Annotated in this window: 14 protein-coding genes and 1 pseudogene; 12 read left to right on the top strand and 3 right to left on the bottom strand. The window is 34.9% G+C overall.

Annotated elements, in window-relative coordinates; all coding sequences use genetic code 11:
* Nucleotides 1–37: 37 nt before the first annotated feature.
* The 5 genes from LKE46_RS15035 (at nucleotide 38) to LKE46_RS15060 (ending at nucleotide 2,034) form a co-directional block, all read left to right on the top strand.
* Nucleotides 38–169, top strand: coding sequence for a hypothetical protein (locus LKE46_RS15035; protein WP_291724093.1), 132 nt, complete (start codon nucleotides 38–40; stop codon nucleotides 167–169).
* A 399-nt stretch (nucleotides 170–568) separates the two neighbouring features.
* Complete coding sequence (locus LKE46_RS15040) at nucleotides 569–733, top strand: flavoprotein (RefSeq protein ID WP_291724096.1); 165 nt, start codon at nucleotides 569–571, stop codon at nucleotides 731–733.
* A complete protein-coding gene (locus LKE46_RS15045; RefSeq protein WP_291724099.1) occupies nucleotides 726–926 on the top strand; it encodes a hypothetical protein in 201 nt (66 codons plus the stop codon). Before LKE46_RS15040 ends, LKE46_RS15045 begins: the two co-directional genes overlap by 8 nt.
* 16 nt (nucleotides 927–942) lie before the next feature.
* Entirely contained in the window at nucleotides 943–1,077 is a 135-nt protein-coding gene (locus LKE46_RS15050) for a hypothetical protein (protein ID WP_291724102.1), read from the top strand.
* A 666-nt stretch (nucleotides 1,078–1,743) separates the two neighbouring features.
* The gene (locus LKE46_RS15060) at nucleotides 1,744–2,034 is read left to right on the top strand and encodes a type II toxin-antitoxin system HicB family antitoxin (protein ID WP_291724106.1); all 291 of its coding nucleotides are present in this window, start codon (nucleotides 1,744–1,746) and stop codon (nucleotides 2,032–2,034) included.
* Nucleotides 2,035–2,730: 696 nt separating this feature from the next.
* Here LKE46_RS15060 and LKE46_RS15065 read toward each other — a convergent pair.
* On the bottom strand, nucleotides 2,731–3,585 hold the full coding sequence (locus LKE46_RS15065; protein ID WP_291724109.1) for a DNRLRE domain-containing protein: 855 nt from the start codon (nucleotides 3,583–3,585) through the stop codon (nucleotides 2,731–2,733).
* Between the two features lie 84 nt (nucleotides 3,586–3,669).
* Nucleotides 3,670–3,969, bottom strand: a complete 300-nt coding sequence (locus LKE46_RS15070; protein ID WP_291724113.1) for a hypothetical protein — start codon at nucleotides 3,967–3,969, stop codon at nucleotides 3,670–3,672.
* Between the two features lie 134 nt (nucleotides 3,970–4,103).
* Here LKE46_RS15070 and LKE46_RS15075 point away from each other — a divergent pair.
* Nucleotides 4,104–4,472, top strand: a pseudogene (locus LKE46_RS15075) (transposase); the annotation flags it as partial.
* A 231-nt stretch (nucleotides 4,473–4,703) separates the two neighbouring features.
* Here LKE46_RS15075 and LKE46_RS15080 read toward each other — a convergent pair.
* Nucleotides 4,704–5,666 carry a helix-turn-helix transcriptional regulator gene (locus LKE46_RS15080; protein ID WP_291724117.1) on the bottom strand — a complete coding sequence of 321 codons (963 nt, stop codon included), beginning with the start codon at nucleotides 5,664–5,666 and terminating at the stop codon, nucleotides 4,704–4,706.
* Nucleotides 5,667–6,127: 461 nt separating this feature from the next.
* On the opposite strand from LKE46_RS15080, the gene nifH reads away from it, so the two are divergent.
* From nifH to nifE, 6 genes are all read left to right on the top strand, one after another.
* Nucleotides 6,128–6,949, top strand: a complete 822-nt coding sequence (gene nifH / locus LKE46_RS15085; RefSeq protein ID WP_291724120.1) for a nitrogenase iron protein — start codon at nucleotides 6,128–6,130, stop codon at nucleotides 6,947–6,949.
* Nucleotides 6,950–7,098: 149 nt separating this feature from the next.
* Nucleotides 7,099–7,425: a P-II family nitrogen regulator gene (locus tag LKE46_RS15090; protein WP_291724123.1), complete on the top strand. Its 327-nt coding sequence runs from the start codon at nucleotides 7,099–7,101 to the stop codon at nucleotides 7,423–7,425.
* A 16-nt stretch (nucleotides 7,426–7,441) separates the two neighbouring features.
* Entirely contained in the window at nucleotides 7,442–7,834 is a 393-nt protein-coding gene (locus LKE46_RS15095) for a P-II family nitrogen regulator (RefSeq protein ID WP_291724126.1), read from the top strand.
* A 21-nt stretch (nucleotides 7,835–7,855) separates the two neighbouring features.
* Nucleotides 7,856–9,484, top strand: a complete 1,629-nt coding sequence (nifD, locus tag LKE46_RS15100) for a nitrogenase molybdenum-iron protein alpha chain (protein ID WP_291724129.1) — start codon at nucleotides 7,856–7,858, stop codon at nucleotides 9,482–9,484.
* Complete coding sequence (gene nifK / locus LKE46_RS15105) at nucleotides 9,484–10,845, top strand: nitrogenase molybdenum-iron protein subunit beta (RefSeq protein WP_291724132.1); 1,362 nt, start codon at nucleotides 9,484–9,486, stop codon at nucleotides 10,843–10,845. The genes nifD and nifK overlap by 1 nt, the downstream gene beginning before the upstream one ends.
* A gap of 75 nt (nucleotides 10,846–10,920) precedes the next feature.
* Entirely contained in the window at nucleotides 10,921–12,258 is a 1,338-nt protein-coding gene (gene nifE, locus LKE46_RS15110; protein WP_291724135.1) for a nitrogenase iron-molybdenum cofactor biosynthesis protein NifE, read from the top strand.
* Nucleotides 12,259–12,273: the final 15 nt, after the last annotated feature.

Here is a 12,273-nt window from a genome sequence, read left to right on the forward strand (position 1 = left end):
GAATAGAAGGAGACAACCTGATAGATCCTAATGTGAGATGATGGAAAGAGGTAATAGGAACATTGGGGTATGGATAGATACTGCCAAGAAGTTGAGAGATAAATATATAAAGGAAAATGGACTTGATAAGAAGGAGGATATAAGTAACTCAAATGGCAATATTATATAAAAATTCTACAATAACATTGTGCCAAGGACTTCACTCCCTGGCACAATGTTATTTGGTATAGGAACTATCAACGAAGGAAATTAGGTACTGGGGATTCATCATCCCCAGCATAAAGTAAGTATCAATGTACCGGGAGACAAAATATTCTAACTCACATAAACTTCCTATAGATTTATATAACTTTAAATATTCTAACTAATATCTTGAGTACATTGATATCCTTATATCAATAGGATGTGCAGAAATCAAATAATCATACTGGTAATTTTTAAAATAAAAAATAGCCAGGGATAAAAGTCCCTGGTAAAAATAAAATATAGAAATCATTGGAGTATGTCGAGTAGTATATACAGAAATTAATTTATTATACATGGAAAATCTTAAAAAGTAGGTGGTGAAATGCTTGAGAAAGTTCAAATTGAGATAATCACAGTACCCTCTTGTAGTTTTAAAGAGAAAATCAGGATTACCAGAAGATTCGAGAGAAGATACCACATAGATGATTTGGCAGGAGATGCAGTGTGCGGAGTTTTGTATATCGAGAGGAAGTTGCTAAATGAATGAACTAACTTGCAGAGAAAAGGCTATTTTGACATACTGGATTTTGCAGAGAAGGAAGGCCGGGAAAGCAAAGGACAAAGAAAATATGGTATTTGAAGTTGTGGACATGGCTGTGAACAGGTGCAGGAAGATGATTCTGTTAAGTAGGGAGGAAAGATATGCAGCAAAGTTTTTTATAGACATAAGTAATAAATAGGCGGGAGGGAATGTTGGTGCCTGATAAAGAGACATTTAAAAAGACTGAAGGAGAATTATATGGCTATTTTAGGGATCTTAAGGAAATGGAGCTACTAGAAATTGACTGCAGGGATCTTCAGGACCAAGTCGAAAGTATTGAAGGGACATAAAACACTGTAATGTATGTATCAGCTCAGACAGCCATATGAGTCCTACTTTCGGAGAAAAGGTACAGACGAGCTCTACAGGTGAAGAAGCGTCAGAAAGGGGCATTATATGGGAAATTGAAAAGCTGGAGTATATAGGTGGAAAGCTCAGCAGAAAGAGGGCTCGAATAAGGCAGCTGAAAAGAAATGATGGATTTTATTACTTATAAATACAAGCTGGATAAAGGCTTTGGATTGATAGCCAGTAAATGTATGGCGGTATCAGGAGTACTGCTTACAGGAGACGTGAGGACATATTAGAGGATATTGTGAAGTGGAAAAGTTTGTATGGTGATAGTTGTAAGTAGAAAGCTATCATTTTTTTTACTTAAAATATGTTGACATCATAATATATTAATAGGAGGTATATAAGAAATGCCAACATTTGATAAGCTGATAAAGGAAATAAAAAATATTTCAACTGATATGAGATTTTCAGAGTTGAAAAAAAGTTTTAGAAAGTTATGGCTATGAGGGAAAATCTCCTAAAGGTGGTAGCAGCCACTGAACATTCAGAAAAGATGGAAAGAACCCAATTACCATACCATACAAAAGGCCAATTAAAGTTACATATGTAAAACTGGTAAGGAACATAGTAGAATCCGAAGAGAGAAAAGCATAGAATATTACATGAATCTTAACTATAAAATTGAAATTATAAAAGATGAAGAGGGTGGATATGTATTAAAATATCCAGAATTAAAAGGATGCATTACTTGTGCAGATACAATTGACGAAGGGATAAATCTCTTAAATGATGCAAAAAGAAATTGGCTTGAAGCAGCGTTTGAAGATGGAATATTCATACCAGAACCATTGGAGGAAGAAAATTTCTCAGGACAGTTTAAATTAAGAATGCCTAAATCACTTCATAAAGAATTAATGGAGAGATCTAAAAATGAGGGTATAAGTATGAACTAATATTGTGTATATCTTTTAAGCAAAGGTACGGGAATTCAGAGTAAAAGTTAATTAGTAAAAAATCGTGAGACAAATTTGGGACAAAATCCATGTAAAAGTAGTATATACTATAGATAATCGATCGTGGCTAAGATGAAAGTTCTCTTTTATAACAGAACCCACCAGGCCTCCTGACAGTGCCTAAATGGGCAGGGGATTTATAAAGCAGTAGATTAATTCCGGGTGCCATCAATTTAACCTGAGGTTAATATGCTCTTAACAGCGCAAAGATAAAATAATAATCGAAGTTGTAATTCAGATAAGTTTAACACAATAGTTCCCTATATACAAATAAGCATTTTGAGCCAGCCCCTCAGGTGCTTATTTTGTTGTTCATAAAAATAATATATTTTGTTACAAATAATTAATGAATATGACATCAAATTTCAATAAATGACTTGTAAAATAATAAACATATTAAGAGATATCTTAAAAATAATAGTTCCCCCTATTATTACAATCAGGTGTCTGTGGTTGCGGGGCACTATAAACTTAAGTGCAACCACCACTGGGTTATGTTTTAATAGATCTCCTTTTTAAATAAGCATCCGTTATTTGGGGTGCTTATTTTGCGTGGGGAAAAGTTTAGAGTAATAAGCTTGAAACGTGATAAAACATACGGAGTTCATTTTTATGCTAATTTCCGTACTTATTTATTTAAGAATCTTTGTAGGAACCATAAACGTTGGCTCTGGTTACAGTATCGCCGGGAGCAAGTGGTGGTACTACAGGAATTGAGTATGTTTTGTTTATGTTAAGAGGTTCACGGGATGGATTCACGTATTCATCTGAAACATAATATTTGTCTATTGTGCCACTACTTCGAGTTACAATTACTTCTATCATTGCCACAAAGGTGGACTGGCTGGCAACTGTTCCTGTTACTGTAACTTCTACAAGGCTTGAATCTGGAGGAATTGGGGAAGTGCCTGTATTGCAGTTGTTAATTATTTGTAGTGCCAGATGAAAATTATAATCACAGTGAGATTTTTTGTTTTCAGGTGGCAAGGTGCACTTTTTATGTTTGGCCTTTATAGTTATAAACGGGACCATCTGTTGTTCTTTTGCAAGTTCCGATCCAAAACTTGCCATACAATTATTCCATATGTTATAGATTATTATACCCTTGTTAGATGAGATATTTTCAATCCATGAAGAAACTATATGTGTTATATCTATGACAATTGCTGCCTTTGATGTCATTGGGCAGAATTTGGCCTGGCTAAAATTATTGAATGAGGGAATTCTTGAATAGGTGGTGTATATGCTGAAATAATCATATATTGGAGAGATTGTAAATTCAACATTTTTATTATTGTGAAAACCATCGCATTTAAATAGTACTAATTCAGCCTTGTCTACTGTAATATTATTTGGTAATGAAGCAATGTTGAAATAAAGTAAACTATAATATTCAAACTGACCGTCACATCCTACTGTTAACTTGTAACTATGAATATTGCCATTTGAAATTTTATCTGTCACTGTAAGGCTGTTACTTGCTGGAATCATAAATGAATACAAATATATCACCCCAAATTAAATAATATAATAGATGACCAAGAGCATTTTCATGCTCTGGCCATCTGGTTTATATTATGCCTCAACTATTTGAGCTTCTAAAGCTCCATAGCTAGTTAATGTTACGGTTTCAGTTGCTTCTAATTTTGGAACTATAGCAAGATTTACGGTATCGTTAACTGCTAGTACAGCTGTGCCTGATGAATTGTCATAAACATTTGATATAGAAAAGTATTGATGACTAGAGTCAGCTCTGAGAACATCTAATTGGATAGCTTCAACGTAGATTGAACCTACAGGTACAGTTCCAGTTATATTAACCACTTGTCCAGAAGCTGTTTGTGGTGTATCAAAATCCACTGATAATGCAGCCATATATTATGCACTTCCTTTGTTTTTATTTATTATAGATATAATCTTCTGTCCAATAATTATAATATTCGGCACTCGTAAAATTGATACTATCTTTTAAAAACGTAAAAATATGTAAGATGATAATAATCAATAAATATGAGCAATACAGGATAATTGACAGTATGCCGGTTCCAGTTTGTGAATTTGGAAGAGCCCATTTCCATAGAGCATTTAAGCCGAAAGTTGCCTACAGCAGGTGTGCCTCTTCAAGAAGGAAACCTACTATGGCTTTAAATTGCATGCCCTCACAACACTTGATGGATATCTGACTGATTTTATTTTAACTCCTGTCAATATTGATGATAGGGCAGCAGTATGGGATTTAACATCCTATCTATCGCCAGTAACTATAATAGGTGATAAAGGATATATTGGAGATAAATTTATTTCAGAACTAAAATTTGAAAAGAAAGAAAACTGTAAATCAATTTTCAAAAGAATTCAGACAAACAATATTTAAAGCCAATGGAGTATATATCCTATTTATGAAAGTTTATCTTTTAGCACAACAGGTTAAGTTATGCACAATATACTGTTGATAATATGTGCATAACACGTGAATATTTTTAATAAGTATATGATTTGAATTAAAATCTGGCAAAGTATTTTTAACAATGTATCAATTTATTCAAAGCGGATACATTGTTAAAAATTAGGCAAATTGAGAAATCAATGGAATTGAGATATTTGCAGCATCATAATTCAGCTATGATGTTGCCTGTTTCCGTTAAATCATAACCACCTATTCCTAGTAACTCGGATTTGAATTCATCGGAACGTATTATATCTATTATTGTTTTGAATGGAGATTTATCTATATCTTCTTTTTTTATGACCAGTTCATATCTTTCTTTTTGAAGAGGTATGAAATCTACATTCTTGACTTGAAGACTTGTTTTTTCATTGCCTATGGCTAAATCTGCACCGCCTCTTGCCACAGTGCTTGCTACAGCAAGATGAGAAAAGCATTCCCGGTTGTATCCATTTATGGATTTTCCATCTATATTAAGTAGACGAAGATGTTCATCCAATAAAATTCGGGTGCCGCATCCTTTTTCCCTGTTTATTATAGTTAAGTCAGGCCTTTTTAAATCATCCCAGCTCTGAATTTTTTTAGGGTTTCCTTTAAGAACATAAAATCCCTGCATTCTACAGGCTAAATGAATTATTACTGTGGGAATACCGGGAATCAACCTTCTTACAAAAGGAATATTGTATTGTCCGGATTCTCCATCCCATAAATGGGCTGTAGCCACCTGTATTTTACCAAGATAGAGAGCCAATAGTCCATTGTAGCTTCCTACATATGAACGAAAAGTTCTAATATTTGGGGAGTAAAGTTCTATATATCTTGACAAAATATCGAGAAGTACATCCTGACCGCATATTATAAAATCATTATTGTTATTGACAATATTCTGCTGGGAAAAAATATCTATATATTCCAGACTGTCATTTTTGACGGGATTAAATTGAATGGACTTGGTATTTTTAGTTTTATTTTTATAATTTTCCACATCCTTTAAGTCTACTCTTATTTTTTTACCGACTTTGTACCCATTTAATTCGCCTCTTTTAATTAATTCATAAACTGTATTTTTAGCTATTTTAAGCATTTCAGCTACTTCTTGTGGAGTTAAAGCTGTATTATCTAACATAAAAAGTACCTCCTCTCATTTATGAGTGTGGTAAGAATCAATCATTATTTATAATGATTTTAATACACATTCCATAAAAATACAACTTTATTTAATTGAAGTTATATTTTTTATAATAAAAATAGTATCTACATATTATATATGTTATATAAGATTATAAAAAGTTATAAAACGTAATAATTTATGATTTTATCATTGTATAACTAAATATAACTAAACATATTTTAACATTCATCCACTGATAGCTGAGAACGATTATCAGTGGATGAATGTTAAAATAATAATTATCAGGGCTCTATTTAAAATAATAACATTTTCAATAGCATTATTTTAATAGATTACTAAAAAAGTGTTGTGTTTTTGAATTAAATGTGATATATTGTGTTATAAATTATTAAAGACTTGATTTTGAAATACGAAATTCAGGTCTTAAAAAATCTAAAAATAAGGGAGAATGGAAAATGAGACAAGTAGCTATTTATGGAAAAGGTGGAATTGGAAAATCCACAACGACACAAAATCTTACTTCAGGATTAGCAGAGATGGGAAAGCACATAATGGTAGTAGGATGTGATCCAAAAGCAGATTCTACCAGATTACTTTTAGGTGGACTAGCTCAGAAGACAGTTCTTGATACATTGAGGGAAGAAGGAGAAGATGTTGATCTTGAGTCGATCTTGAAGACTGGGTTTGAAGGAATAAAATGCGTTGAATCCGGTGGACCTGAACCAGGAGTTGGATGTGCAGGAAGGGGAATAATAACTTCAATAAATATGCTTGAACAGTTGGGAGCATATACTGATGATTTGGATTATGTATTCTATGACGTACTTGGTGATGTTGTATGTGGAGGATTTGCAATGCCAATACGTGAAGGAAAAGCGCAGGAAATATATATAGTAGCCAGTGGTGAAATGATGGCAATGTATGCAGCAAACAACATATCGAAGGGTATAAGCAAGTTCGCAAATGCAGGTGGAGTTAGATTAGGCGGTATCATATGTAACAGCAGAAAGGTTGCAAATGAGCAAGAATTGCTTGATGCATTTGCTAAAAAACTGGGAAGTCAGTTGATATACTTTGTACCGAGAAGTCCTGAAGTCACAAAGGCAGAAATAAACAAGCAGACTGTTATACAGTATGATCCAAAAGCTAAACAGGCAGATGAATATAGATCACTAGCCAAGGCTATAGATGGAAATGACATGTTTGTAATACCAAAACCTATGGCACAGGAAGAACTGGAAGCAATCATGATGGAATATGGTCTTATGGATGCATAAAATGAGTACAGAATGCGGAAAGGAAAAAATTAAGAAAGAGTGTATCTCTTAAAAACAAGCCAATTAAAGAGATACACACAAAAAATATTAGAATCGACTAAATTCTAATAATGTTTATATTTTAACATAAAAAAGGGGAGTGTTCAACGATGTTAATGGTAAAAGCTATCATAAGACCGGAGAAGGTTACAACTGTGCTTTCTGAATTATGCGATGCTGGATTTCCAGCAGTTACTAAATTTGATGTGGTTGGTAGAGGTAAACAAAGAGGAGTAAAAGTTGGTGAGATTTTTTATGATGAAATTCCAAAACAAATGCTGCTTATAGTAATAAAAGATGAGGATAAGGATGATATTGTAAAAATTATTACAAAAAACGCCAAAACTGGAAGCAAGGGAGCTTTTGGAGATGGAAAGATATTTATATCTCCTGTAGAAGAGGCATACACGATAAGTTCTGGTACAAGCGAATTATAATAAGGAGGAATGCAGTATGAAAGAAGTTGTTGCTATCATTAGAATAAATATGGTAGGCAAGACAAAAGATGCTCTTGCAGAAGCTGGGTTTCCTTCTATTACATGTAAACCGGTACTTGGACGTGGTAAGAAGAAGGTAGATTTTTCTGTAATAAAAAATTATATATCCGAAGAAGATACAGCAGTTGAAACTGATGAAAGAGTTATGGAACAGCTATCTGAAGTTCATAGATTGGTTTCAAAGAGGTTGATTGTGATATTGACAAAAGATGAAGATGCAAAGAAAGTTGTGGATACCATAATAGCTACAAATAGAACAGGAAATCCTGGAGATGGAAAAATATTTGTATCAAGTGTTACAGATGCTGTAAGAATAAGAACAGAAGAAACAGGAGACGCAGCTATTTAGTTTTTATGAAAGGATGATTTTATGAAAAAGGAATTGAATCAAATAATTGATGAAGTTTTGGAACCATATCCGGCTAAAACCTATAAAAAAAGAAAACAGCATATTGTTGTGAAGACAGAAGAAACACCTAATCCGGTTATTGCAGCCAATATAAGAACTATACCAGGAGTAATTACAGCAAGAGGCTGCTGCTATGCAGGGTGTAAGGGAGTTGTCATGGGACCTATCAAGGACATGGTTCATATAACTCACGGTCCGGTAGGATGTTCTTTTTATACCTGGGGCGGAAGAAGATTTAAGTCAAAAGCTGAAGAAGGCGGACAAAATTTCAATGAATATGTTTTTGGTACTGACATGCAGGAGCAAAATATAGTATTTGGCGGAGTTGGAAAACTACAGAAGTCTATAGACGAGGCAGTTGAAATTTTTCATCCAAAAGCCATAGGAATATATGCAACATGTCCTGTTGGACTTATTGGTGACGATATACAGGCAGTTGCAGCTGCATCGCAGAAAAAGTATGGTATACCGGTACTTGCTTTCAGCTGTGAAGGTTATAAAGGAGTAACACAGTCGGCAGGTCATCATATAGCAAACAATACTGTTATGAGTGACATAATTGGAACAGGGAATCATGAACACAAGAAATATTCAGTAAATGTGCTGGGCGAATACAATATTGGCGGTGATTCCTGGGAAATTGATAGAATACTTAAAAAAATAGGCTACAATGTTGTAGCAACACTTACCGGTGATGCAAGCTATGAGCAGATTCAGAATGCACATATGGCAGATGTAAATCTGGTTCAGTGCTACAGATCAATCAACTATATAGCCGGCATGATGGAAACAAAGTATGGAATTCCATGGATTAAGGCCAATTTTATAGGAGTTCAGGCAACAAGCAATACTCTGAGGGATTTGGCAAAAGTTTTTGACGACCCATATTTGTATAAGAAAACAGAAGAAGTTATTGCAGAAGAAGTGGGAGAAATTGATGCCGATATACAATATTATAGAGAAAAGCTCCAGGGAAGAACGGCTTGCCTCTATGTAGGTGGATTAAGAGCCCAGACTTATCAGGAACTGCTCAAGGATCTTGGAATAAAGACTATTCTTGCAGGTCATGAGTTCGGACACCGTGATGACTATGAAGGAAGTGATGTTATTCCGACGATAAAAGTAGATGCAGATAGTAAAAATATACCTGAAATAACTGTTCATAAAGATGAAGAAAAATATCGTGTTATATTGCCAAAAGAAAGGGCAGAAGCTCTTAAGGCAGAAGGTGTACAATTGGACAGGTATAATGGACTTGTAGCAGAAATGGAAGATGACACTATAATGATAGATGATATAAATGGACATGAATTGGAGAAATTTATAAGAGAATTGCATCCTGACATGTTTTTGACAGGAATAAAAGAAAAGTATGTTATTGAGAAAATGGGAGTGTTGTCAAGACAGCTTCATTCCTATGATTATACAGGTCCATATGCAGGATTTAAAGGTGCAGTAATATTTGCAAGAGAGCTTGCAAGAGGAGTTTATACACCGGCATGGAAGTATTTGACTCCACCATGGAAAAAGGAACCATTGATAGATGGAGAAGTAGCAGAAGAAGTAGCCGTTTCAGGAGGTGGAAAGTAATGTTAGATGCAACGCCAAAAGAATTAGTAGAAAGAAAGGCTTTAAGAATAAATCCAGCTAAAACCTGTCAGCCGGTTGGAGCTATGTATGCAGCTTTCGGAATTCACAACTGTCTGCCGCATAGCCATGGATCGCAGGGATGCTGTTCCTATCACAGGACGGTTCTTTCAAGACATTTTAAAGAGCCGGCAATGGCTTCTTCTAGCTCATTTACTGAGGGAGCTTGTGTATTTGGGGGAGGAGCCAATATCAAAACAGCTGTAAAAAATATATTTGCAATGTATAATCCGGATATAATAGCTATACACACAACATGCCTTTCTGAAACAATAGGAGATGATTTGCCTACCTATATGAGAGATATGCAAATACCTGAAGGAAAGCTTGTTATTCATACTAATACCCCAAGTTATGTTGGATCACATATTACTGGATTTTCAAATATGGTAAGAAGTATGGTTGAATATCTTTCAGTTAACAGCGGAAAGAAGAATGGTAAGATCAATATAATACCTGGATTTGTAGGACCGGCCGATATGAAAGAAATGAAGAGAATATTCAAGCTTATGGATATCCCATATATAATATTCCCTGATACCAATGGAGTATTTGATGTCCCAAATACAGGGGATTATAAAATATTTCCTAAAGGCGGAACAAAAATTGAAGATATAGTAGATACGGGAAATTCAGATATAACTATAGCTTTTGGAAATTTTGCTTCAGAGGATGGAGCCAAGAAGCTGGAAACCAAATGCAAGGTACCTTTTAAAACACTGGAGACTCCTATCGGAATTGATGCCATGGACGAACTCCTGATGACATTGGTCAAATTAACGGGGAAATCCGTACCTGAAGAGCTGGAGGAAGAAAGAGGGCAGTTGCTTGATTTGATGCTTGATAGTGCCCAGTATTTCAGTGGTAAAAAGATAGCTATAGCTGGAGATCCGGATGTCGTTATTTCGCTTACTCAATTTGTCATAGCATTGGGTATGATACCAAAGTATGTTATAACAGGGACCCCGGGTAAAGCGTTTGAGAAAAAAATCAAGGCAATGATGGATGAGGCCGGTATAGATGGGGTTGTGAAAGCCAATACCGATTTGTTTGAATTGCACCAGTTGATAAAAAATGAAGGAGTAGACTTGCTTGTTGCAAATACTTATGGGAAGTTCATTGCAAGAGAGGAAGATATACCGTTTGTCAGGTTTGGATTCCCGATAATGGATAGATATGGACATCAATATACTCCGAAAATCGGATATTCAGGTGCAATAAAGCTGGTTGAATCAATGTGTAATGCTATGCTTGACAAGGTAGAGAGAGAATGTGCAGAAGAAGACTTTGAAGTAGTAAGGTAGAGAAAATCAATTATTTTGAATTCAGGATGACTTCATCCTGAATTCACTTTAAATAAGGCTTTTGGAGGCGAGTTTATGGAAAATAGAAAAGCTGAAATTATAGAAGACAGAAAAGAGTTTGTCTGTTACAATTCCAAAGATAATGAAAATAAAATCAAATGTGATCAAAATAGTGTATCTGGTGCAGTAAGCCAGAGAGCCTGTGTGTATTGCGGTGCCAGAGTAGTTCTAAATCCTATAACTGATGCCTTCCATCTGATTCATGGACCAATAGGATGTGCAGCATATACATGGGATTTAAGAGGCAGCTTGAGCAGCGGTTCTGAATTGTTTAGAAACAGTTTCTCTACGGATTTAGGTGAAACGGACGTCATATTTGGAGGAGAAAAAAAGCTGAAGGATTCTCTGGACGAAATTGTAAAAAAGTTCAGTCCCAAGGTTATTTTCATATATGCAACCTGTATAGTTGGTGTTATTGGTGATGATATAGATGCAGTCTGTAAAATGGCCGAAAAAAAATATTCAATAAGAGTTATACCTGTAAAGTCCCCTGGATTTTCGGGAAACAAGTCAATGGGATATAGGGCTGCCTGTGATGCAATAATAAAACTTATAGGTGATAAGAAGAGCTCAAAAAAAGTAAATGGGATCAACTATCTTGGTGATTTTAATCTGGCAGGGGAAGTATGGGTGGTAGAAAATTACTTGAAAAGAATAGGCATTGATATTGTATCCAAGCTAACAGGTGATGGAAAATATGATGAGATAATAAAAGCTCCTGAAGCTAAACTGAATATAGTTCAATGTGCGGGCTCCATGGGATATCTGGCAAAGAGAATGGAAGAGTTGTATGACATTCCATTTATAAAAACAAGTTTTGTCGGATTGGAAGATACAGAGAACTCACTGCTTCAGATTGCAAGTATCATGGGTGATGAGAGTACAGTACGAAGAGCAGAAGAACTTATAAAATATGAAGAGGAAAAAATACAGCCTGAACTTGAATATTACAGAGGAAGGTTGAAAGGTAAAAAAGCTGCCATATATGTAGGGGGTGGTTATAAAGCCATATCTCTTATAAAACAGTTTAGGGATCTCGGAATGGAAACTGTCATGGTTGGAACCCAGACAGGTAAGCCTGAAGACTATGAAATAATTGAAAAGATTACAAATGAAGGTACTGTAATACTTGATGATGCAAATCCATATGAACTTGAAAAATTTATGGTTGAAAAAGGTGCGGATATTCTGGTAGGAGGAGTTAAAGAGAGACCTCTTGCATATAAACTCGGAGTTGCATTTTGTGACCATAATCATGAGAGAAAGCATATACTTGGAGGATTTCAGGGAGCAGTAAATTTTGCAAAGGAAATAGATTTAACTATAAACAGCCCTGTTTGGCAGTATATATAAAATAAATTTTTGAGG

The organism is Clostridium sp. (assembly GCF_022482905.1).
In the GTDB taxonomy this organism is placed as follows: domain Bacteria; phylum Bacillota; class Clostridia; order Clostridiales; family Clostridiaceae; genus Clostridium_B.